16 protein-coding genes are annotated in these 22,557 nt (G+C 65.0%); 3 read left to right on the top strand and 13 right to left on the bottom strand.

Annotated elements, in window-relative coordinates; genetic code table 11:
* Positions 1–8 precede the first annotated feature (8 nt).
* From NTD80_RS11265 to NTD80_RS11255, 3 genes are all read left to right on the top strand, one after another.
* Positions 9–929 (top strand): hydrogen peroxide-inducible genes activator, encoded by a 921-nt coding sequence (locus NTD80_RS11265; RefSeq protein WP_065902501.1) that lies wholly within the window; start codon positions 9–11, stop codon positions 927–929.
* Between the two features lie 8 nt (positions 930–937).
* Positions 938–3,013: an ATP-dependent DNA helicase RecG gene (gene recG, locus NTD80_RS11260; protein WP_262133612.1), complete on the top strand. Its 2,076-nt coding sequence runs from the start codon at positions 938–940 to the stop codon at positions 3,011–3,013.
* A gap of 129 nt (positions 3,014–3,142) precedes the next feature.
* The gene (locus NTD80_RS11255; RefSeq protein WP_065902502.1) at positions 3,143–4,543 is read left to right on the top strand and encodes an aminoacyl-tRNA deacylase and HDOD domain-containing protein; all 1,401 of its coding nucleotides are present in this window, start codon (positions 3,143–3,145) and stop codon (positions 4,541–4,543) included.
* A gap of 177 nt (positions 4,544–4,720) precedes the next feature.
* Here NTD80_RS11255 and NTD80_RS11250 read toward each other — a convergent pair whose 3' ends face one another.
* The 13 genes from NTD80_RS11250 to tagH form a co-directional block, all read right to left on the bottom strand.
* On the bottom strand, positions 4,721–5,101 hold the full coding sequence (locus tag NTD80_RS11250) for a helicase (protein ID WP_065902893.1): 381 nt from the start codon (positions 5,099–5,101) through the stop codon (positions 4,721–4,723).
* A gap of 124 nt (positions 5,102–5,225) precedes the next feature.
* Complete coding sequence (gene tagQ / locus NTD80_RS11245) at positions 5,226–6,149, bottom strand: type VI secretion system-associated lipoprotein TagQ (protein WP_065902504.1); 924 nt, start codon at positions 6,147–6,149, stop codon at positions 5,226–5,228.
* 84 nt (positions 6,150–6,233) lie between these two features.
* A complete protein-coding gene (locus tag NTD80_RS11240) occupies positions 6,234–7,946 on the bottom strand; it encodes a formylglycine-generating enzyme family protein (protein ID WP_262133608.1) in 1,713 nt (570 codons plus the stop codon).
* Positions 7,939–9,123, bottom strand: a complete 1,185-nt coding sequence (locus NTD80_RS11235) for an ABC transporter permease (protein ID WP_262133607.1) — start codon at positions 9,121–9,123, stop codon at positions 7,939–7,941. The genes NTD80_RS11240 and NTD80_RS11235 overlap by 8 nt, the downstream gene beginning before the upstream one ends.
* Complete coding sequence (locus NTD80_RS11230; protein ID WP_120450519.1) at positions 9,123–9,827, bottom strand: ABC transporter ATP-binding protein; 705 nt, start codon at positions 9,825–9,827, stop codon at positions 9,123–9,125. Before NTD80_RS11230 ends, NTD80_RS11235 begins: the two co-directional genes overlap by 1 nt.
* Complete coding sequence (locus NTD80_RS11225; RefSeq protein ID WP_262133604.1) at positions 9,827–12,808, bottom strand: serine/threonine-protein kinase; 2,982 nt, start codon at positions 12,806–12,808, stop codon at positions 9,827–9,829. The genes NTD80_RS11230 and NTD80_RS11225 overlap by 1 nt, the downstream gene beginning before the upstream one ends.
* Positions 12,805–13,524 carry a PP2C family protein-serine/threonine phosphatase gene (locus tag NTD80_RS11220; protein ID WP_065902515.1) on the bottom strand — a complete coding sequence of 240 codons (720 nt, stop codon included), beginning with the start codon at positions 13,522–13,524 and terminating at the stop codon, positions 12,805–12,807. Before NTD80_RS11220 ends, NTD80_RS11225 begins: the two co-directional genes overlap by 4 nt.
* Positions 13,525–14,178, bottom strand: a complete 654-nt coding sequence (gene tagF, locus NTD80_RS11215; protein WP_262133602.1) for a type VI secretion system-associated protein TagF — start codon at positions 14,176–14,178, stop codon at positions 13,525–13,527. It lies immediately after the preceding gene.
* Complete coding sequence (gene tssM, locus NTD80_RS11210) at positions 14,175–17,675, bottom strand: type VI secretion system membrane subunit TssM (RefSeq protein WP_106802282.1); 3,501 nt, start codon at positions 17,673–17,675, stop codon at positions 14,175–14,177. Before tssM ends, tagF begins: the two co-directional genes overlap by 4 nt.
* A complete protein-coding gene (locus NTD80_RS11205) occupies positions 17,672–18,961 on the bottom strand; it encodes a DotU family type VI secretion system protein (RefSeq protein ID WP_262133600.1) in 1,290 nt (429 codons plus the stop codon). The genes tssM and NTD80_RS11205 overlap by 4 nt, the downstream gene beginning before the upstream one ends.
* A 6-nt stretch (positions 18,962–18,967) precedes the next feature.
* A complete protein-coding gene (gene tssK / locus NTD80_RS11200; protein WP_262133599.1) occupies positions 18,968–20,302 on the bottom strand; it encodes a type VI secretion system baseplate subunit TssK in 1,335 nt (444 codons plus the stop codon).
* Between the two features lie 16 nt (positions 20,303–20,318).
* Positions 20,319–20,828: a type VI secretion system lipoprotein TssJ gene (gene tssJ / locus NTD80_RS11195; protein WP_213551336.1), complete on the bottom strand. Its 510-nt coding sequence runs from the start codon at positions 20,826–20,828 to the stop codon at positions 20,319–20,321.
* Positions 20,829–20,879: 51 nt separating this feature from the next.
* Positions 20,880–22,208, bottom strand: a complete 1,329-nt coding sequence (gene tagH / locus NTD80_RS11190) for a type VI secretion system-associated FHA domain protein TagH (RefSeq protein WP_262133594.1) — start codon at positions 22,206–22,208, stop codon at positions 20,880–20,882.
* Positions 22,209–22,557: the final 349 nt, after the last annotated feature.

Below are 22,557 nucleotides of genomic sequence, written 5' to 3'. Positions count from 1 at the left end.
CGCCCGCTATGACTCTTACAGAATTACGCTACATCGTTACCCTCGCCCAAGAGCAGCACTTCGGCCATGCGGCCGAGCGTTGCCACGTCAGCCAGCCGACGCTGTCGGTGGGCGTGAAGAAGCTTGAAGACGAACTCGGTGTGCTGATTTTCGAGCGCAGCAAGAGCGCCGTGCGCCTCACCCCCGTGGGCGAAGGTATCGTGGCCCAGGCCCAGAAGGTGCTGGAGCAAGCGCAAAGCATTCGCGAACTGGCCCAGGCCGGCAAGAACCAGCTGACCGCACCGCTGAAAGTCGGCGCCATCTACACGGTCGGCCCGTACCTGTTCCCGCACCTGATCCCGCAACTGCATCGCGTCGCGCCGCAGATGCCGCTCTATATCGAAGAAAACTTCACCCACATCCTGCGCGACAAGCTGCGCAACGGTGAACTGGACGCGATCATCATCGCCCTGCCGTTCAATGAAGCGGATGTGTTGACCCTGCCGCTCTACGACGAGCCGTTCTACGTGCTGATGCCGGCCTCCCACCCGTGGACGAAAAAAGACACCATCGACGCCGGCCTGCTCAATGACAAGAGCCTGCTGCTGCTCGGCGAAGGGCACTGCTTCCGCGACCAGGTCCTGGAAGCCTGCCCGACCCTGACCAAAGGCAACGACGGCGCCAAGCACACCACCGTGGAATCCAGCTCCCTGGAAACCATCCGCCACATGGTCGCCTCCGGCCTGGGCATTTCGATCCTGCCGCTGTCGGCGGTGGACAGCCATCACTACGCCCCCGGCGTGATCGAAGTACGCCCACTGACGCCACCGGTGCCGTTTCGTACCGTGGCGATCGCCTGGCGCGCGAGCTTCCCACGGCCCAAGGCCATTGAGATCCTCGCGGACTCGATCCGCCTGTGTTCGGTGGCCAAGCCGCCTGCTGCGAGCTGATTAACGGTATGACTGAGCTGTCGCAGGTGTCGGTGACGGCACTCAAGGGTGTCGGTGAGGCCATGGCTGAAAAGCTGGCCAAGGTCGGCCTGGAAAACCTCCAGGACGTGCTGTTCCACCTGCCCCTGCGTTACCAGGATCGTACCCGCGTGGTGCCGATTGGCCATTTGCGCCCTGGGCAGGATGCAGTGGTCGAGGGCACCGTCAGCGGCGCCGACGTGGTGATGGGCAAGCGCCGCAGTCTGGTCGTGCGCCTGCAGGACGGCACCGGCGGCTTGAGCCTGCGCTTCTACCATTTCAGCAACGCCCAGAAAGAAGGCCTCAAGCGCGGGACCCGCGTGCGCTGCTACGGTGAAGCTCGCCCCGGCGCGTCCGGCCTGGAGATCTACCACCCGGAATACCGCGCCATCACCGGCGACGAGCCGCCACCGGTGGACACCACGCTCACCCCGATCTACCCGCTGACCGAAGGCCTGACCCAACAGCGCCTGCGCCAGCTGTGCATGCAAACCCTGACCCTGCTCGGCCCCAAGAGCCTGCCCGACTGGCTGCCCCTGGAGCTGGCCCGCGACTACCAACTGGCGCCGCTGGACGATGCGATTCGCTACCTGCATCACCCGCCGGCCGACGCCGACGTCGACGAGTTGGCCCTCGGTCATCATTGGGCCCAGCACCGCCTGGCTTTCGAAGAGTTGCTGACCCACCAACTGTCCCAGCAACGCCTGCGCGAAAGCATGCGTTCGTTGCGCGCGCCAGCCATGCCCAAGGCCACGCGCCTGCCTGCGCAATACCTGGCCAACCTCGGTTTTGCGCCGACTGGTGCCCAGCAGCGCGTAGGCAATGAAATCGCCTACGACCTGAGCCAGAAAGAACCCATGCTGCGCCTGATCCAGGGCGACGTGGGCGCAGGCAAGACCGTGGTCGCGGCCCTCGCGGCCCTGCAGGCCCTGGAGGCCGGTTACCAAGTGGCGCTGATGGCGCCCACCGAGATTCTCGCCGAGCAGCACTTCATCACGTTCAAGCGCTGGCTTGAACCGCTGGGCCTGGAAGTGGCCTGGCTGGCTGGCAAGCTCAAGGGCAAGAACCGCGCAGCAGCGCTGGAGCAAATCGCCGGCGGCGCGCCCATGGTGGTGGGCACGCACGCGCTGTTTCAGGACGAAGTGCGATTCAAGAACCTGGCCTTGGTGATCATCGACGAACAGCACCGCTTCGGCGTGCAACAACGCCTGGCGCTGCGCCAGAAAGGCGTGGGCGGACGCATGAGCCCGCACCAGTTGATCATGACCGCCACCCCGATCCCGCGCACCCTGGCCATGAGCGCTTACGCCGACCTCGACACGTCGATCCTCGACGAACTGCCCCCCGGCCGTACCCCGGTCAACACCGTGCTGGTCACCGACACCCGCCGCGTCGAAGTCATCGAGCGCGTGCGCGGAGCCTGCGCCGAGGGCCGCCAGGCCTATTGGGTGTGCACACTGATCGAGGAGTCCGAGGAGCTGACCTGCCAGGCCGCCGAAACCACCTATGAAGACCTCACCAGCGCCTTGGGCGAACTCAAGGTCGGGCTGATCCACGGCCGCATGAAACCCGTGGAAAAGGCCGCGGTGATGGCCGAGTTCAAGGCTGGCAACCTGCAACTGTTGGTCGCCACGACCGTCATTGAAGTCGGCGTGGACGTGCCCAATGCCAGCCTGATGATCATCGAAAACCCCGAACGCCTGGGCCTGGCGCAGCTGCACCAATTGCGCGGCCGCGTCGGCCGGGGCAGCGCGGCCAGCCACTGCGTGCTGCTCTACCACCCACCGCTGTCGCAGATCGGCCGCCAGCGCCTGGGCATCATGCGCGAAACCAACGACGGTTTTGTCATCGCCGAGAAAGACCTCGAACTGCGCGGCCCCGGCGAAATGCTCGGCACGCGCCAGACCGGCCTGCTGCAATTCAAGGTCGCCGACCTGATGCGCGACGCCGACCTGCTGCCCGCCGTACGCGATGCCGCGCAGGCGCTGCTCGAGCGCTGGCCGGACCACGTCAGCCCGCTGCTGGATCGCTGGTTGCGCCACGGCCAACAATACGGCCAGGTCTGACCCTCCCTGCCGGCGATAGCGCCAGAACGCCCGGCCCCTTCGCTAACCGCGTCACAAACCGCAGTTAGTCGACCAACATATGTATCAAGCTGGTTATACTTCGGTGACTGTAGGAAATTGGATCAGGCCATGTCAGAAGTTGCCCTCGCCACAGCCCCACTGACCGCCCCGCCGGTCATTCGGGCTCTGCTCGCTAAGCTCGCCGTCAGCTACACGGAAGTTGCCGACCAACCGGGCCTGAATCCTGCGCGAAAGGTCCAGGCCGTGCTGCTGGAAGATGCGGTGGGCGCACTGATGGTGCTGTTCCCGCAGAACCAGTTGCTCGATCTCAACCGCCTCGCCGAACTCACCGGGCGCCGCCTCACCGCCGTGTCGCCGGACCGCGTTGAACGCATGCTGGGCAAGCATGACCTGAGCCTGCTGCCGGGCCTGCCGCCACTCACCAGTTCGCCGTGCCTGTATGAAGGCAGCCTGCTCGACGAGCCGAGCCTGCTGGTGCATTCGGGCGAAGCCGGGCTGCTGCTGGAAATCACCAGCGACGCATTCAAGACGATGCTCACCAAGGCCAGCGCCGGCCACTTCGGCGAGCCGCTGAGTAATATTCGCCCCAACCTCGATCGTCCCAATGATGACCGCGAGGAAATCACCCAGGCGATGCAGGCGTTCACTGCCCGCCGGATCCAGCAGCGCCTGGAAGCGACCATCGAGATTCCACCGCTGGCCGATACCGCGCAGAAAATCATCAAGCTGCGGGTCGACCCCAACGCCACCATCGACGACATCACCGGTGTGGTGGAGACCGACCCGGCCTTGGCCGCGCAGGTAGTGAGCTGGGCCGCATCGCCGTACTACGCGTCGCCGGGCAAGATCCGTTCGGTGGAAGACGCCATCGTGCGCGTGCTGGGCTTTGACCTGGTGATCAACCTCGCGCTGGGCCTGGCCCTGGGCAAGACCCTGAGCCTGCCCAAGGACCACCCGCACCAGTCGACGCCGTACTGGCACCAGTCGATCTACACCGCCGCCGTGATCGAAGGCCTGACCCGCGCCATGCCGCGCGCCCAGCGCCCGGAAGCCGGCCTGACCTACCTGGCCGGCTTGCTGCACAACTTCGGCTACCTGTTGCTGGCCCACGTGTTCCCGCCGCACTTTTCGCTGATCTGCCGGCACCTGGAGGTCAACCCGCACCTGTGCCACAGCTATGTCGAACAGCACTTGCTGGGCATCAGCCGTGAGCAGATCGGCGCCTGGTTGATGCGCTACTGGGACATGCCGGACGAACTGTCCACCGCCTTGCGCTTCCAGCACGACCCGACCTACGACGGCCAATACGCCGAGTACCCGAACCTGGTGTGCCTGGCCGTGCGCCTGCTGCGCAGCCGTGGGATCGGTTCCGGGCCGGACGAGGCGATTCCGGACGCGCTGCTTGAGCGCCTGGGACTGACGCGCGACAAGGCTGAAGAAGTTGTCGGCAAGGTACTGGATGCCGAGGTGCTGTTGCGTGAGCTGGCTTCGCAGTTCAGCCAGGCCTAACCCTCAAGCGCAATTGTGGCGAGCGGGCTTGTCCCGCGTTGGGCCGCGAAGCGGCTCTAAAACCTGACACCCCACTCTGATGAAATGACGCGGTGGCCTTAATAGAGGGCTGCTGCGCAGCCCAACGCGGGGCAAGCCCGCTCGCCACAAAAAGGATCGCCTGCCAAAAAGGTGGCTTCAGGTTTTCTTCTTTTTCTTCGGCTTCAAATACTTGGTCAGCCCCTGGAACCAGATCACCAGCGCCGGGTTGCCCTTGATCTGGATCGACTTGTCCTGAATCCCCGTCATGAACGCCAGTTGCTTGTTCTTCGCCTGCATCGTGGCGAAGCCATAGGCGGCATCCTTGAACGCGATGGCAAACGCCGGCGTCGGATGAACACCCGAGTGGCTGGTAATGCGCTGGTCTTTGACGATGAAGTGACGGGCAACCTTGCCGTCCAGTGTCTGCAACTGGAACGCCAGGTCTTTGTCACCCAGCTGTTGCTGGAAAGCAGGATTGGTGCGGCTGGCTTTGCCCATCAGCAGGCCCAGCACCCACAGCAGAAGACGAAATTTCATGCACACGGCCTCGGTGTAATTATTGAGTGGCCGCAGCAGTGTAACGATTTGATCGAGGAACGCCACCGATCTCGCACTTTAGACGGAGATCGGCTGGCGTTTAACGCTTATAGCAACATGTTGCTTAAACGTTAGGGCAAGGCACCGGTGCCCAGTCGGCCAGGTTTGGATCGCGGCAGGTGCCTTCGATCTGCGCCTTGCCGGCGCTGGCGACCTGCTTGCTTTCAGCTTGCTTGGCCTGCACGGTCTGGATGCTCTTCTCGGTGGTTACCGCTTCTTTAGGCACCACTGGCAGCGCAGGCTTCTTCGCTGGCTTCACGGCTTTCTTGCCTTTGGCAGGGGCCACGGGCGGCGTAGTGTCGGCGGTGGCCACGGTGACCACGTCGGCGCGCTGCACGCCTACCTGCTGCAGGTCTTGCTCGTAGGCCTGGGTGTAGTTGTTCAGGTCTTCGCTGGCTTTGCCGTTGACCGCGACGATCAGGTCATTGGACTCCTTCAGGCCCGCGACGATTTCTGCCAGGCGCTTGCGGCCTTCGGTGTCGTTGACGGTCTTGGCCTTGCGGTCGGCCACCAGCTTGGTGAACGCGCTCTGGTAGCACTGCTGGGACGCCTTGGCGTAGGCGGTGCTGCGGTCGATGTCGGAGGCGCTTTTGTTGAAGTCGGTGGAGTACGACGCGATGCGCTGGTTGTCATCGGTGATCTGCTTCTGACGCTCGGTGTAGTAACCCGCCGCGCCGCCGGCCAGGGCGCCGCCCGCTGCGCCGATCGCCGCGTTGCGGCCGCGCTTGTCGGAGTCGCCGGTCAAGGCGCCAAGCAGTGCACCGCCGGCCGCGCCGAGGGCGGCACCGGTGACGACCGACTTGGTCATGTCCGAATCGGTGGCGCGCAGGTGCTGCACCGGCTCGTAGCAGTTGGGGTAGTACTCGACCTTGGTGCTCGACGCGACCTTGGACGCCGGCGACGTGGCGCAGCCAGTCAGCACGGTACTGAAACCGGCCGCGATCAGCAGCAAGTGACGCTTGGAAACCGCCTTACGGGAAAAAAGCATAGATGTGTTCTCTTTTAAGTTTGACTTGCCCAGCACGGCCCACCGCCGCCTGAGTCCCTTCCAAGCTCGCCATACAGCCAACGATCAAGACCGCTGACCGCTCGCTGCGAGCAATTCCTTCAAGATCGTCGCCGGGTCGGCCCGCTGTTGCTTGCGGTAGTTGCCGACATGGCGGACGAACAGTGTTGCGCGCGTCACCAGGCTCTTGCCGAGCACGGGTTTGCGATCCAACTCTTCCTTGATTCGTTGAAACTGTGCCTGGATCACCGCGTCGGTGTAGCGCGTGCCGGTGGCCAGGTTGTCGATGTAGATCGCCACCGCGCCGTCGAGGGCACTGCGTCCGTTGTCGATGGCGGTGGCGAACAGCTGCGCGCTGGCCTCGTCCTTGTTGTCCAGGGCCTGCTGGCGACTCTTCTGCAGGTTGGCCAGGCGGATGTTGTAGTTACTGATGGTCTCGGCCACCAACGCGGCCGACTGGATCAGGTTGCCCGCCGCCTCTTCGCGTTGCTGGGCGATCAGCGAGACATTGCGCTTGAGCTCTTCGTTGACCAGCCCCAGCTCGGCCTGCAGCTTGGGGTCGGCGCTGGCGGCGATGATGCTGTCCAGGCGCTTGGTCGGGTCCTGGGCATCGTCGATGGCGTCGGTCAGCGAGGCCAGTCGACCTTCTTTCTGCCACTGCGCGAACAGTTCCTTGTAGCGCGAGCGCGGCGCCGACAAGGCCCCCATCGCCACGCGAAACCCCGTGGTTTCGTTGCTCTGCTCGGTGCCATCGGCAGCGAACAGCGGATATTCGCGACGCATGCCGGTGAACAGCGTGCCCTCACCTTCCAGGTAGTTGCCGCCCTTGACCACAAAGCCGCCGTAGGTGCCCTGGCGACGCCCGGCGTGCACCAGCTGGAAAGACTCCTGAACCATTTCCGCGGCGTTGCCGATCACATCGAACATACCGATCGGGTTGGGCAATTTAGTGCCGATGGGCATCAGCCGCGCCGCCTGCCCGGTGCCACCGGCGACCTGGTTGAAGACTGCGTAATCACCTAGCGGGCCGTCGCTGTCACTGCCGTCAGTGCGGCGCGGGAACAGGCGCCCTTCCAGATCCTGGCGGCTCACCGCGTGGCCGCCGCGCGCGGCGAACTCCCACTCCACTTCGGTGGGCAGGCGCACAAACCCCAGGCCGCCGTCATCCGCCGACGAACCGCGCCCGCTGACCGGCAGCAAGTCGCGGTGGTATTTCATCAGCCAGGCGCTGTACACCGCCGAGAAGCGCTCGGCCTCAAAGCGCGAGAGCTTGACCTTGGGCAAACGCCCGGCCATGCCGCTGGGAACATCGCAGGCCGGCGCCGGCTCGCCGCTAGCCAGCGACTGCGCCTGGGACATCACCTGGGCGTACTGGCGGGCAGTCACTTCGTACTTGCCGATGAAGTAGAGCATGGGCTTGAGCGGGGTCTTGGCGTCGGTCTTCGGCATCAGTGGCGCGATGACTTTGTTCCACTCCTTCGGCAGGTCCTTGAGGGTGAACTGGCCGTTGATGAAGTCGCGGCGGTAACCGGAAATAAACGACTGCTGGTAGCCGGCTTCACCTTCGGCAAAGGGATAGCCGAGGCTGATCTCGCGATCGTCCAGGGTGCCCTGGGCCAGGACGTAGGCGTAGCGAAACAGCATATTGCCTTCGCACGGCAGCGGCAGGCTGACGTCGCCGGGCAACGGCTTGGGGTTGTCGAGCTTGTCGCTTGCCTCATCGGCCCAGGCCATCGAGGCCAGGCTCAGCGCCACACAGGCGCCCAGTAACTTATACATCTCTGATTCCTTCAGAAGCCTGGATACGCGCCACTCGCCAACCGCCACAGGCCGCCGCCACGGCGCTGACGCCAAGGACTGCAACCAGGGCCAGGGCGTAATGACGCGCCAGCAGGTGGCTGGCGTGTTCGCCCGGCACCTGCACGAATAATTGATTCAACCCCGCCTCGGCCAGTGCATACAGCCCGGCACTCAGCACGGCGGCGAAACCTGCGCTGTACAGCGCCTGCATCACCACAAACAGCAACAGCGCGCCGGTGGAAAAGCCCAGCAGGCGCAGCACCGACAATTCCCGACGCTTGCGCGCCACCGCAGCCAACGCCCCGGCGAAGATCGCCGCGAACGCCCCCGCCAACGCCAACCCGGCGATGATCCAGAACACAATCGACAGGTTGCGGCTCAACGACTGCACCTGGGCGATGGTGTGCGCCTGGGTCGACACCAGCAGGTTCTGCCCGGCGAAATACACCCGCAGCGGCTCTACGTCGACCAGGCTGCGCGCATACAAGCGAAACGCCGGGTACACGCGCTGCTCGCTCACGCCCACGGCTTCACCGTCCCAACCCAATGCCGGTACGGCGCGGCCATCGCGGTAATCCTCGGCCGCTTCCAGCAAACTCAAATCAGCAAACAACCCGTCGCGCGCGAAGGCTTCCAGCGGCACTACCGCCAGCACCTGCAGGCGTGTGCGCCGAGCCTCGACGCGCCCCGCCACTTGCCGTGCAAAGCTGGTTTCCAGCCAATCGCCTGGCCGCGCCGCGAGCTTTTCGGCGGCGGTGTGGCTCAGCACGATCTGGTCCAGCCCGCGCGGCATCGGCACGCCCGCCAGCAACGGATCGCCCGACGCTGTCGGCAGCATTTCCAGGGTCAGCGTGCCCACTTGCGCGGTGGCTGCAATCTGCCGCGTACGTGGCAGTGCAAACGTCACATCCGGGCGCTGGCCCAGCTGCTCGACAAATGCGCTGCTGAATCGACCACCGCCCAACGGAATAATTTCACGGGTCGCGGGGTCGGTCTCCAAACGTTCGGTCAAACTGCTAACCAGTCCAAATTTCAGGCCGAATAACACCAGCAACGGCGCGATCACGGCGACCAGTGCCAGCACCGAGCAGGCCGACAGCCACGCGTCGTTGCGGTAATCCTGCCAAGCCAGGGAAGCCACCAGAGGGATGCGCATCAGCTCGCCTCCCCGAGCGTCGCGGTGACACCGCCGTCGGTGTCACGACGACAACTGATGCGCCGCACCTGCAAGCCGCTGGCACGCGCCAGGGCCTCGTCATGGGTGGCAATCACACAGGCAGCGCGATGCTCGCGGGCCTGGGCCAGCAGCGCGTGCATCACGCGCTCGGCGTTCAGCGGGTCAAGCGAGGCGGTCGGCTCGTCCGCCAGCACCAGCTGCGGCGCATGGGCCAGCGCGCGGGCGCAGCTCACACGCTGGCGTTGCCCCACCGACAGCGCTGCCGGCTTCTTCATCAACTGATCACTGATTTCCAACTGCGCGGCCAGGCGCGCCACGCTGCCGTCATCCTTCAGGCCCAGCAGTTGCCGCGACAGCGCGATATTGCTGCGCACATCCAGAAACCCCAGCAGCCCGCCCGTTTGCAGCACATAACCCAGGTGCCTGCTGCGCAGCTCGGCCAGGGTGGATTGCTGATCGGCGCGCCACAACGCGGCGATATCCTGCTGATGGAAGTCAAACTGACCGACTTGATCCGGCGCCAATACCAGCGCGAGCAAATCCAGCAAGGTGCTTTTGCCACAGCCGCTCGGACCGACGATTGCCACTTGCTCACCGGCACGCAGCGCCAGCGCCGGAATCACCAGGCTGTAACGCTGGCTACCGACACCCCGGCTCTTGTGCACCGCGCTCAGGTTCAGCATCAAGGCAGCGTCGACAGCGGCACACGGTACAACGCATCGCCCGGCTCGGCATCGCCGAAACGGACCCAGTTGGCCACGTCATTGTGGAAGGTTTCGTAGAGACGGATCTTCGAGTCCAGCTCGTCGATAAAGTCTTCCTGCTCGGCCACGCTCAACGACAACCACAAGTCCTGGGTCATGTTCAGCGACTTGCTGCGGTACGGCAGGCCTTCCAGGTATTCGCCGAGAATGCCGCCGTCGGCCAGGTTGCCGCCCTTGCGCAGGGCTTGCGGGTCGCGGCTCATATAAGCCGAGGCGCTGGCAATTTCCTGGAAGAAATCCTTGGGCGAGGTCTGGGTCTTGCGCGCCGCGTCGACAATCAGTTTCAGCGACTGCTGCAGGTCATTGAGCTGCAACTTGGTCAGCATCACACACACCTGGAACGCCGGCAGCGCCGGGTTGGTCAGGTCGCGGTCGGCGGTCCAGGCGCTGACCAGCTGCGGCGCCTGACTCGCGGTTTTGCGCCCAAGGAAATCCATGTGCATCGCGTAGCCGACCGCCGCCGATTTGTCCGCCAGGCTCGGCGCACTGCTCAACTGCGGTACCGGCTGCGGCGTATTGCTGCGCACCTGGTGGACAAGGTTGGCGAACACCGTGCCGATCTCGTCGACACGCTCACCCAACTTGCGCACATCGCCACCCGGCACCGCCGTGTACAGATCGGCGATCTGCGGGTTGGCGTCGGCCGTGAGGATGCGGTACTGGCTCTCGGCACCGGCGTGGGTTTTCTTGCCGGCGTCGGTGCGCAGGTGCAGCGCGTAGATCTTGATCTGCTTGCCCAGCGCAGCCTGGCGTACTTCGGCTTCGTTCATCTGGGTGGCCGCGAAAGGGTCGTTCTTGCGCAGTGCGCCGGCATCGGTGACCAGCAGGATGAGGCGACCGCCATAGCCGGACCAGTCCATGCCGTCCACGGCCTGCATCACGCCGGCGAACGCGTCCTCGTTGAACGAGTGGCTGGACACGGTGGACGCCTTGACCTGGCGCGCCATGTCGAGAAAACGCTGCGGGTCGCGGCCCTGGTCGAGGGTGATCAGGGTCTTGGCCACGTATTCCAGTCCCGGGGTTTTCTTGATGCTGCTGCGAAAACCGACCATGCCGAAGCTGACACTGTCTAACTCGCCACGCTCGGCGATGCGGGTTTGCAGCTCGTGCACCACATCGCGGATCTGGTCGATATAGGGCTGCATGGACACGGTGGTATCGACCACCAGCACCACGGCGGTACGGAAGGCGTCCGCGTTGGCATTGAGCACCGGCGTGGCCGGCTTGGCAGCGGCGGTGCCGGGGTCGATGGAGGCCACGTTGAGCAACTGCACCGGCTGGCCGTTTTCGTCGAAACTCTCTTTGGAATCGAAGATCGGCAGCAGGTAGAACTGGTTCTGCGGCACTGCACTGGCGGTCGGTTCAAGGGCCAGCACCTGGCCGTTGTCGTCGCTGTTTTTCTGCGCCTTGGCCAACGCGCCCTTGGCGGCGGCGGGGTCGGCCAGCAGCTTCTCGACTTCGCTGGACTGGCGCAGGAACATCACCGGCGCCCGGCCCGAGCGCTCGGTGAACTTGAGCACCAGGCTCTGCTTCCAGTCACTGACTTGCGCGGCCGGCAACCAGCCATCGCTGCGGCCATCGGTGGCGGCGCCGACGCGGACCCACGGGCGGCCATCGACGTCCTTGCGCTGATAAACGTAGAGCACGGAAAACGCCGGCAGTCCTTCGCCTGGCGCGCCACCGGCATCATGCGAGAGCTTGGCGCCCGGCTTGCTGAGCACGCGCTGGAACAAGGTCTTCTTGCCGGCCATCAGCAGCGGGCGCTGACCGCCGTCCACCTCGGCCACTGCCGGTGTCGCCTCAGCCGGCGGCGCCTTGGGCAGCACGGCAGCCGGCGGCTTTGCGGACTCATCGTTGCCACTCAGCCACCAGTAGCTCGCGCCACCAATGGCCAACGCGACCGCCACGGCCACGGCGGCCAATGCCAACACCGGCCCACGGCGCTGCTCGGACACGGCGTTGTGCTGGGTCGGCGTGACCACCGGCTGACGCACCGGCTGCGGCTGGGGTTTATCGGTCGGGATGTCGATGGTCACCGGTGTCATGCCCGCCAGGTCGAAGCTCAGCGGGATCGGCAACGGCCGCACCAGGGTGGCTTCCAATGACTCCGCTGGCAGGTTGTCCAGCGCTGCCAGCAACGCCGCCGCATCCGGGAAACGCTCCGCCGGGTCCTTGGCCAACAGCTTGCGCAGCACGTCCTGATAACGCCCGTGGTGCACCGGCAGCTCCGGCAAAGGCTCGGTCAGGTGCGCCAGCGCCGTGGACAGCGCATCAGTGCCGTTGTACGGCAGCTTGCCGACGAGGATTTCATACAACACCACGCCCAACGCATACAGGTCGGCGCGGCCATCGATCTCCTGGCCCCGCGCCTGCTCCGGGCTCATGTAGCTCGGCGTGCCCACGGCAAACCCGGCCTGGGTGAACTGGGTGCGGTCGTCCAGGGACTTGGCGATGCCGAAGTCCGACAGTACCGCCGTGCCATCGGCGCGAAACAGAATGTTCGCCGGCTTGACGTCGCGGTGCACCAGGCCCTGGGCATGCGCATAGCCAAGTGCCGAGGCGATCTGGCGAATCAGTGTCACGCCCTGCTCCGGCGTCAGGCCGGCGGCGATGCGCTCTTTCAGCGTGCCGTTGGGCAGGTATTCCATGGCCATGTAATACAGCTCACCGACATTGCCGATGTCATGGATGGTCACCGTGTGCGGGTGCGACAAACGCGCCAGGGTCTTGCCCTCGCGCAGGAAGCGTTCGCAGAAGCTCGGGTCGGCCGCCAGTGCCGCCGCCATCACCTTCAACGCGACCTTGCGCTCCAGCGAACGCTGGGTCGCCAGGTACACGCTGGCCATGGCGCCTTCGCCGATTTCGCCTTCGATGTCATAGCCGGGAATCAGGATGTTCATGCCGATACCTTCACGACGATGGCGGTGATGTTGTCCGGCGCACCCCGGTTAAGCCCCAGGTGCACCAGGCTGCGCACGATTTCATCCGGCGCATCGTGGCTGAGCACTTCGCGGATTTCATGGTCTTCGACGGTTTTGTTCAGGCCGTCGCTGCACAACAGGTAGCTGTCGCCAGGGGCGATCAGCAGGTCGATCACCGCCAGCTCCAACTGGGCTTCCACGCCAATCGCGCGGGTGACAATGTTGGCGCGCGGGTGCACACGGGCGTCGGCTTCGCTGAGCAGGCCGCTGTCTTGCAGGTCCTGGACGTAGCTGTGGTCGCGGGAGATGCCTTCGAGCACGCCGTCGCGCAGGCGGTACAGGCGACTGTCGCCCGCCCACAGGCATACGCCGCGCAAGCCGCGCGCGGCCAGCACGACCACGGTGCTGCCCATCATCGTCACGCCACGGTTGGCGGTTTCTTCACGCACGGCCGCGTTAATGCGGATCAAGTCATTGCGCAGCGCCGCCGAGTATTCGTCGAGGGAACGCCCCACGGGGAGGCTGCGCAGGCTGTCGACGATCAGGCTGCTGACGTAGTCCCCCGCCGCATGCCCGCCCATGCCATCGGCGACCACCCACAGGCGATTCTCCGGCAGGTCCAGGCACGCGTCTTCGTTGACCTGGCGGACCATGCCCACATGGCTTTTGCTCGCGGATTTGTACGTCGACCCCATCTACACCACACCTTCTTGTCCGAGCAAAAACTGCGCAAAATCGCCGGTGGCAGGCAGGCCCTGACACCGCAATAAACCAGGGGAAATCGTCTGCGAACCACGGCCCCACCACAGGCTCGCCCCGTCGCAGGCCTGTTCGGCGAGCGCATTCATGCGCTGCTCGGGCTCGCTGGCCGCCACGCGTTGCAGGCCGGCGAAACGACTGTCCACCGCGCGCAACGCGCTTGCCGGCACGCCCAGGCTGTCGAGGCCAGCATTGAAGCTTTCGAACGAGGCGCCGGGATCCAGGGTGCTGAGCAACAGCTCTTCGGCGTGCTCGAACCAGGTGTCCGGCCCGCCCACCAGCGAGGCAGGATTGGTGTCGTGATCCAGCAAGGCCACCACCGCCAGCGGGAAATAGCGCCCGACCCGGTCGATGCTCGGCATCACCACGCCCGCCGCCGCGTCCGGCCCGCACACGCCCGGCGCCAGTACAAAGCGCCACAGCGGGCTGACCAGATACACGTTGAGCCAGTCGGCGCCAAGGCTGTGCTGGCTGGCGAGCAGACCCGCCGCCAGCCAGCTGTCCCACGGGCCGATAAAGCTCTGCGGCAAGGCGCGGCTGACAAAGTCGCCGCGACTGGCCAGCTTGCCGTAGAAACCCAGGGTCGTCATAGCCGCTCCGGCAGGCTGAAGCCACTGAGCACACGGCTCTTGAACGGGTTGAAAGCGCTGTTGGCGCGCAGCTCGTAGGCAATGCTCGCGCCGTCGACCCGCAGGCGCAGATTGAAGCGATCCGGCGAGTTGCCGGCGGTCAGGTCCGATTGTTCCAGCAGGCGGAACCATGCCCACGGCCCGTCCAACGTCACCCCGGAACGCCCGCTGGCCGACGGCGGCATGATCGAAATACGCACCACGCCAATGCTGCCGGGGTTCGGCCATTGCATCGCCACCGGGCGGCTCGGGCCATGGTCGTAACTCAATTGCTGGCCGTCGAGGTCAAGCAGGAACTGAGTGATGGTCGGGTCCATCGACACCGGCTTGAGTTCAAACCGCACGATCGGCTGGGTGCCGCCGGCGCGGAAGAACGCATCGCGAATCGTCGCGGCGCGCTGGAAGGTCTGCAGCACGCCCGGCGCAATGCCGAGCTTCTGCGCCGCGCCCGGCTGCCAGCGCCAGGTCTGCGCGGAGGTGTCCACGTACGGCTGCAGGTATTTGCGGAAGTAGTTGTCCATCACCCCGCCCACGCCGAAGAACTGGCCGAAGTCATCCAGGGTGGCATCCCGCGCGCTGCCCGGCGCCATCGGGTAGCGCCCGGCCAGGGACTGGCGGTACACGTTGACCACTTCACTGACCCAGGCCGCGTTCAGCTGGTTGCGCACGCCGCCCATCATGCTGTTGGTAGTGGAATTGACCACCGACTTGACCATGCCCTGCACCAGCGGCGGTTGGCGTTCGGCATTCAGGCTGACCCGCGTGGCTGCCGCCGCTGCCTGGTTCTTCGCCTCGCCGAGCAAGGCATCACCGCTGGCGCCGACCATGGCGCTGACCTGCACATACAGCGCGTTCATGTCCGCCAGCAGGCCATCGATAGCTGCCGGCTCGCCTTCGTTCTTGCTGACGATGCTGTTGAGTTCGGCAAAGTGCGCGGTCACCGGATCGTCTGCCGCCTGCGGTGCATTGGCGACAGGTTGCTCCTGGCCGAGCAGGCTGCCGAGGCGCTCCTTGAGCTTGTCGACGCCGCCTTCCACCGGTACGCCCTTGGCCGCCAGTTGGCGCTCTTCCGCCTGCAGATCGGTTTCCCTGGCCACCGCCACCAGCAGTTTTTTCAGCGGCGAGGTCGGGCCGGAAATCACCCGCAGCACGTCGGCGGCCTGGGCCACGCTGGTGATCGGCACAAAGTCGATATCGGCGAGCAAGGCATCCCACTGGCGCTGGTAATCCTGGAAATACAGGCGCCGCACATCGGCGGCCAGGCTCACCACGTTTTGCTGGTCGGCCTGCTCATGGCCGAGCACCCATTGCTCCTCGGCCAGGGTGCCGGTCTGATTCAGGCTGCTCAGCAGGAACGCCTGGCGATAGCCCTTGGCGGTGAAGAACCCACTCAACGGCTCGCCCAGCGGCTTGCCGCTCTTGCGGCTGAACACCAGCGCCGCGTCACGCCCAGCGGCTTCGTTGAGGCGAAAGTCCGGGATGCCTTCGGGCAGCTTCTGACGCTTGACCCGGTCGTAGACGCGCTGCGCCACCGGCAGTTGCTGCAACTGGCGACGCAGGTCGTCGATCAGGCGCGGGTCGAGCCGCGCGCTCGGCGGATGGCGTTCGAACAGGGCCTGCAAGTGCCCGGTCAAGGCCTGGCGCTGGTCGGCCGGCAAGTCGCGCGGCAGGTTGCGATCCCAGTCCAGGGCGATCCAGGCCTTGATGAAGTCCGGGTCGTAGTGCTCGGTGTCGGCGAGCATCAGGTAAGCCTTGAGCCCCTCGTAGAGGAAGTCCGAATTGCCGCCGCCGTGCAGTTGCTCTTCGATGCGCGTCACCAGGCGTGGCGCGAAGACGGCGATCAACAGCTTGCGATAGACGCTCGCGGACTCGGCTTCAAGCATGTCGCCCTGATACAGGCCCAACCCTTCGGACCAGCTCGGCGAGTCGCCCGCCAGGTTCTTAACCGCGTTGAGCAGCGGCAGCACCGCGAGCACATCACGCTGCGCCGGGCTGAGGTTCTGCACGGTCTGGCCGAGGGGCGCGACCTTCTGGTCGACCTGGGCGATATACGCCTGGTTGGCGCGATAGCTCACCCACCACAGGCCGCTGACCACCACCACCAACGCCACGGTGGCCGCAAGCACGCCGCGCGCGATCCACTTGCGCCGGCGCTCGACCTTCGGGTTCACCCCCACCAGCCCGCGCTCGGCGAAGGCCACGGCGGTGAAGAGTTTTTCGATGAAGTAACTGCGCCCGGTGCCACTCTGGCGCGCCAGGTGCTGGCGGTCCAGGTTCATGCTCTGGGCCATCGCGCCGATCAGGCGGTCGATCGGGCTGCCTTCCTGGGTGCCGCTGGTGAAGTACACGCCGCGCAGCAGCACGCGCTCTTCAAAGGCATTGGGCTTGAACACGCCCTCGAGAAAGCTCTGCAGGCAATCCTTCAAGGCGCCGAACTGCTGCGGGAAGCCATAGATCAGGTCGCGCCGCGCCGGGTCGCGTTCCTGTTGCAGACGTTCGACCAGGCGCTCGTTGAGGCGCTGCTCCAGGCCGGCGAATTCGCTTTGCAAGTGCGCCAGCGGGCTGTCGCTGTTCTTGCCGTCATCGAGGGCAAAGGTCATGCCCCACACCTGGGCGCGCTCTTCCTTGCTCAGGTTGTCGAAGAACTCCATGAAGCCCGGCACCAGGTCGAGCTTGGTCAGCATCAGGTAGATCGGGAAGCGCACGCCCAGCTGGGTGTACAGCTCCTGGATCCGCAGGCGAATCGCGGCGGCGTGGGCAGCGCGTTCCTCGTCACTGCCCAGCAGCAGGTCCGACAGGCTGATGGCGATAAAGGCGCCATCGATCGGGCGGCGCGAACGCTGCTTTTTCAGCAGGTCGAGAAAGCCCAGCCACGCAGCCTTGTCCACCGTGGAGTTGCTGTCCTGGGTGGTGTAGCGGCCGGCGGTGTCGAGCAAAACGGCCTGGTCGGTAAACCACCAGTCACAGTTGCGCGTACCACCGACACCGCGCACCGCTCCGGCGCCCAACTGGGCGGCGAGAGGAAAGTGCAGCCCGGAATTGACCAGCGCAGTGGTCTTGCCCGAACCCGGCGGGCCGATGATCACGTACCACGGCAGCTCGTAAAGGTTGCGCCGCTCATCACCGCCCAGCTTGGCCTTTTTCAGCAGCGCCAGGGCTTCGTCCATGCGCTGGCGCAGGGTGGTGAGTTCTTCGGCGGTGGCCACGCTGTTGGGGTCTGCCGGGGTTTCCGCCGCCAGGCTGCGCATCACTTCGGCGGCCTGGCGCCGGGCCTGCAGGATGCGGAACACGCGGTAGGCGATCCACAGCGCAAACACCAGGATGATCAGCGCCCAGCGTCGTCCTTCGGGCACCAGCACGTCGAGCAATGGCCCGACAAACCAGATGATCAGGCTCAGGGCGATCAGGCCCAGGACGGGGATCACCCAGCGAATCATGAAACTGAAAAACGCCTTCACTCGACGCCCTCCGCCAATACGGTGATTTCAACCCGACGATTGCGGGCACGGCCTTCGGCAGTGGCGTTGGTCGCCACCGGCTCGGTGTCGCTTCTGCCTTCGGCACTGAAGCGATCGGCCTGGCCGGTCTTGGCCGCCAGGATTTCCAGCACCGACTTGGCGCGTGCTTCGGACAGCGCCCAGTTCGATGGGAAGCGCAGCGTGGCAATCGGGCGGTTGTCGCTGTGCCCGGTCACGTGCACCTGGCCCTTGACCTTGCGGATGGCATCGGCAATGCGCAGCATCAGCGGCTGGTAGTCATCGACAATGCTGGAGCTGGCGGAGGCGAACAGTTCATCGCCGCGGATCGTCACCACGGAACGGTCGACGGCATCCTCCACCGCAACGCGACCGGCCTTGATGTCTTCCACCAGGAAACCCGCCAGGCGCGGCCGTTCGATGACTTTGGGCTGCGCCACCGGACGGTCGATGGCCTGCACCGGGATTTCGCCCAGGGCATGGATATTCTTGAACACCGGCTCGGCGTCCGCGGCCAGCTTCATGCGCAAACCAAACAGCAGCGCCAGCAGCAGCGCCAGGCCGATGGCCACGGCGATCCATGGTGGCATGAACTGCGCCAACCGGTCGCGTGCCACCGTCACGCCGCGCCAATGCGGCGACAGCTCGCGCTCGTGCTCGCCACGCGCACTGCGAATGGCTGCGGCGGTGCGCTCGCGCAGGGCTTCCAACTGGCTGCGACCGTCGTTCATCACGCGGTAGCGGCCTTCGAAACCCAGGCACATGCACAGGTACAACAGCTCCAACAGGTACAGGCGTTCCCGTGGGCTTTGCAGGCAGTGGTCGAGCAGCTGGAAGACCTTTTCGCCGCCCCAGGCCTCGTTGTGCACAGTGATCAGCAGGCTCTGCTTGCCCCAGTCGCTGATGCTGCCCCACGGCGTGCTCAGCACTGCTTCGTCAAGGGCGGTGCACAGCGCGTAACGCGCCAGCAGCACTTCGTTGCGCGCCACACCGGCGGCTTCGGCACGTTCTTCGAACTGGCGCAGGTAGGCCAGCAATTGCGCGCGCAGACTCGCCGGCGCCGGATGGGCGATGGTGCTGCGCAGGCGCGTGAGCAGTGCCAGCAGCGGGCCGGCGGCGCTTTCAAGCGGGTTGAGGCCCTGGCTCTTGCCGGTCAGGATCGGCGCCGCCGGCATCGACAGCGGAGCCGGTTGTGCACGCACCGGCTCCGGCGCCCGGCCACCCGGGCGCGGCATGAACTGGGTGCGGTCATCGTCATTGGGATGCATCGCGGATTATCCTCGGATCGCCCAGAAGGCCAGGTTCAAGCCCGGGAATTGCCCGGCGATATGGAAGGCAAAACCACCGGAGTTGCTCAACTGCTGCCAGTGCTCGCTGCCACGGTCCAGCTCGTAGTAAGTGGAGCCTGCGTGGTACGGGATCTGGCGCGGCGCCACCGGCAGCGGCAGCAGGCCGATGCCCGGCAGTTGCAGGTTGACCAGGTCGCGGATGTGCTCCACCGAGCCGACCTTGCTCTGCTGGCCGAAGCGCCCGCGCAGGGTTTCGCCCGGCACATCGGCGCGCACCACGAGGATGAAACTGGCGCTGTCGAGCAGGGTTTTGTCCGCCAGCATCGCCACGTGGACGCCATAGGCTTTCTCGACGATCGGGATCGGCGTGGCCTTGCTGTCGATCAGCATCGACAGGGCCTCACGCAGGGCCGCCATCACCGGGGCGAAGCTCAGGGCCAGGTCGTCGTGCTGGTATTGCGGGTATTCCTGCGGACGTCGGCCGGCAGTGGAAAAGGTCGAGAACTCACCGGCCAGGCTCACCAGTTCGCTGAAGAAGCGCTCCGGGTGCAGCGGGCTCAATTGGCTGAAATGCTGGAGCAGCGGCTGCGCCCGGTTGACCAGTTGCAGCAGCATGAAATCGGCAATCTCCGAGGCGCCTCCCGCGCCCGAGGCGACCACGCGGCCGGCCAGGGCTTCGCCACGCTGGTGCAGCAGGCCGAGCAGTTCGCTGCGAAACGCGGTCAGCGGTTTGCTCGCGGCCACATCGAGGACTGGCGGGATGTAGCCGTCATCGAGCACGAGTGCGCGGTCGGCACGCTTTTCCTTGATGCGCACCAGGCCGATGGCGGCGTAGTCGCTGATGCCATCCTGCGCGGTCAACAGACGCAAGGCGCGCGAACCGACGGCCACCGGCGCGCGGTTCTCGAACGGCGCGTTGTCGTCGCGCACTTCGCGTACCTGGCTCACATAGCGCGCAGCGCCCAAGTCTTCGCCGTCATCAACGGTATCACGGGCACCCGCACGCTTGAGCGGCAAGGCCAGGTACACCAGGCCGTCGCGCAGGGAGTCATCGATATTCAGCGGGCTTGGCGCCAGGTCATCCTGGGGGATGTTGAACGGCGTGCCGTCGGGCAACAGGCCGCGCGCCGAGACGATCGCCAGCTTGCCCTGGGCCAGCAGACCCTGGTCGATCAGCAGCTCGGAGAACCCCCAGGCGCCCACGGACAACGGGCGGCTGCGGGCGTCGATCAGGTTTTCCAGGTAACGGTCATGCTGCTGGAAGTGCTGCGTTCCGATGAACATGCCTTCCGACCAGACCACGCGATTGTTCCAGGACATGGGGGCTCCGATTGCGTTATTGGGCAGGGCTGGATGGGGCAACCACGACGTCGGCGCGCACCGCGCGCACATCGAGGCTGATCTGGTATTCGGTGTATTGGCGCGCTGGCACGTTGATCACCGTGCGCCACTGCGCGCGGTCCAATTCGCGATAGCCGACCAATAGCCCGATCTGGCGCGTGGACGGGTCGAGGTCGCGCTGGATGCTCAGTTGCTCGCCGGGCTGCACCATGACTTCATCCTGGTCCAGCAGGTCCAGGCCGAGGGTGGATTGCGCGCGGTCAGCCAGGGCGAAGTAATCGGAGCGCGCGAAGGTGGCGGCGTTTTTCAGTTCGAAGATGCGCACCCGTACCGGGGCGGCCTGGCCGTTGGCGCCGGGGTTGAGCCCGGCAATCGCGTGAAAGTGCAGCTCCACGGCGGCGGTGTCCGCTGGTGCCTCGGTGGCGGCGTCGGGTTTGGCGGCATCCTTGGCACACGCCGTCAGCAGAAGCAGTGTGGCGACTGCGAATAAAAACCTGGGAATCATCCTGCGTCCTCAATGACGTACTTAGCTATCCGTTAATCCATGTGTTGCGGGTCAGCGACGCTGGCGTGCGCTGTGTTCCTCATAGGCTCGGCTGAATTCGCGGCCGAACAGGTCCTGGAAGTCTTCCTGGGCCTCGCGGGAAATGTTGCTGTAGAGCTCGGTGAACTGCTGCCAGTACTGGGCCTGGCGTGAGCCGTTGAAAAGACTCGAGAGCCCGCCGGGCTTGCCCATGCGCTCTTCCAGCTGCGCCGGCTCGAAACGCCCGAGCAGGTGTTTGATCGCTGCTTCCACACCGGCCATCACCGCCAACTGGTGGGCACGCAGGTCGTCGAAACTGTCGCGCACGGCAGCATCGGGCGCCATAAACGCCTGGTTGCCATGGCGAAGCAGCAGCAGTAACGCTTCGTCGGCATTCGGTGCGAATTTCAACGGATTGTTTTCAGCGGGCTGGATCATCGTCTGCTGCATGCGGAACTCGCCCTTGAGACTGGCGCGGGCGCGCAGCACATCGATCAAGCCTTCGACCATCAGCCGGTAGCTGCGGCCGATACTTTCCATCTGCGCGCAGGCATCGGCCCGGTCCAGGCGCAACTGGTCCAGGCCGGCACCGCGCAGGAAGGCTTGCAACAGATCCGGCTGTTGGCTGTCGGCCACGGGGAGCACGGGCTCGACCACGGGCGGCGGCGGGGTAATGGGCGCAGGCGGAGGTGACGGCGGAGGTGGCGGTGCGCTGACGACCGGTGCGGGCGCGTCGCCAAACAGGTCCCAGTCTTCGGGAATGACCGAACTCGGCACCACGGGTTTCTCGACGACCACAGGGGTCGGGGGGCGGAAGTCATGCTGCTCGGACGGCACGTGGTCCGGTACCGTCGGGGGCGGCACGGCAGTGGGGCTGAGGAAGTCGAACAGGTCCGGCAGCGTGTCCATCGACGATGCCCCATGGAACTGCGGCGCGATCACCGGCGTCGGCGTGGGGGTGCTCACCACGGCGCCCATCAGCGCTTCAAAACTGTTCGGTGAATCCCCGGCAAACGGCTGGCTGTCGACGGCCTGCACGTTGAAGTCGATACGCGCCTGGATCTCGTAATCGCCGATGCGGATCAACTCGCCATTTTGCAGGGGTTCGCTGTTACCCCGGCGCATCCGAATACCGGCGTTGACCAACTCCACGCCATTGGTGCTGTTATCGGTTAAATAATAACGGCCTTCTTTGTATTGAATAACGCAGTGTTGTGAAGACACCAGCCGCTCAGGGTCAGGCAACACCCAGTCATTGTCCGCGCTGCGGCCGATAGCCATCGAGCCCTGATTCATGGACTTTTCCGAGCATTGCCCAGGGGTGATCTTGTGATAACTAGTGATAGTCAAACACAGCGACATCTTGCCTCCTTGCTGATACTTCGCGCGCAGTCGATTCCCGGGCCGAGCGGTTCCCGGGAGATCCCCATCTGGTCGTGCAATCGACCGTCCACAACCTGCCGATACCAGCATGATCGCTGATCTTAACTGGGCTCCATGACAAAAATCCTGTCCGGGTACGCCGTTCGACCCACCAGTCGTGCAGGTTGTTAAGCACCGCACATCTGTCACAGAGGGCGAATAGCTTACCTTGACAAGCCCTAAGTACTACACCAAAAATGCACAACTTCTTGAATACCAGTGATGGCACATTAGTGGCATCTTGCTTATATGACCAAGAAAACATGCAAAGTTCCTCGCGCAACTAATG

This window comes from Pseudomonas sp. 13B_2.1_Bac1 (genome assembly GCF_025466155.1).
GTDB lineage: Bacteria > Pseudomonadota > Gammaproteobacteria > Pseudomonadales > Pseudomonadaceae > Aquipseudomonas > Aquipseudomonas aylmerensis.
This window is presented reverse-complemented; position numbering and strand designations above follow the sequence as displayed.

Excerpts from the sequence above, each read along its gene's own strand:
- tagH (WP_262133594.1), bottom strand. The coding sequence starts at position 22,208 with ATGTCGCTGTGTTTGACTATCACTAGTTATCACAAGATCACCCCTGGG.
- NTD80_RS11225 (WP_262133604.1), bottom strand. The coding sequence starts at position 12,808 with ATGAACATCCTGATTCCCGGCTATGACATCGAAGGCGAAATCGGCGAA.
- NTD80_RS11205 (WP_262133600.1), bottom strand. The coding sequence starts at position 18,961 with ATGCATCCCAATGACGATGACCGCACCCAGTTCATGCCGCGCCCGGGT.
- NTD80_RS11235 (WP_262133607.1), bottom strand. The coding sequence starts at position 9,123 with ATGCGCATCCCTCTGGTGGCTTCCCTGGCTTGGCAGGATTACCGCAAC.
- NTD80_RS11265 (WP_065902501.1), top strand. The coding sequence starts at position 9 with ATGACTCTTACAGAATTACGCTACATCGTTACCCTCGCCCAAGAGCAG.
- NTD80_RS11240 (WP_262133608.1), bottom strand. The coding sequence starts at position 7,946 with ATGTATAAGTTACTGGGCGCCTGTGTGGCGCTGAGCCTGGCCTCGATG.
- tagQ (WP_065902504.1), bottom strand. The coding sequence starts at position 6,149 with ATGCTTTTTTCCCGTAAGGCGGTTTCCAAGCGTCACTTGCTGCTGATC.
- NTD80_RS11255 (WP_065902502.1), top strand. The coding sequence starts at position 3,143 with ATGTCAGAAGTTGCCCTCGCCACAGCCCCACTGACCGCCCCGCCGGTC.
- tssK (WP_262133599.1), bottom strand. The coding sequence starts at position 20,302 with ATGTCCTGGAACAATCGCGTGGTCTGGTCGGAAGGCATGTTCATCGGA.
- tagF (WP_262133602.1), bottom strand. The coding sequence starts at position 14,178 with ATGACGACCCTGGGTTTCTACGGCAAGCTGGCCAGTCGCGGCGACTTT.
- NTD80_RS11230 (WP_120450519.1), bottom strand. The coding sequence starts at position 9,827 with ATGCTGAACCTGAGCGCGGTGCACAAGAGCCGGGGTGTCGGTAGCCAG.
- recG (WP_262133612.1), top strand. The coding sequence starts at position 938 with ATGACTGAGCTGTCGCAGGTGTCGGTGACGGCACTCAAGGGTGTCGGT.
- NTD80_RS11220 (WP_065902515.1), bottom strand. The coding sequence starts at position 13,524 with ATGGGGTCGACGTACAAATCCGCGAGCAAAAGCCATGTGGGCATGGTC.
- tssJ (WP_213551336.1), bottom strand. The coding sequence starts at position 20,828 with ATGATTCCCAGGTTTTTATTCGCAGTCGCCACACTGCTTCTGCTGACG.
- NTD80_RS11250 (WP_065902893.1), bottom strand. The coding sequence starts at position 5,101 with ATGAAATTTCGTCTTCTGCTGTGGGTGCTGGGCCTGCTGATGGGCAAA.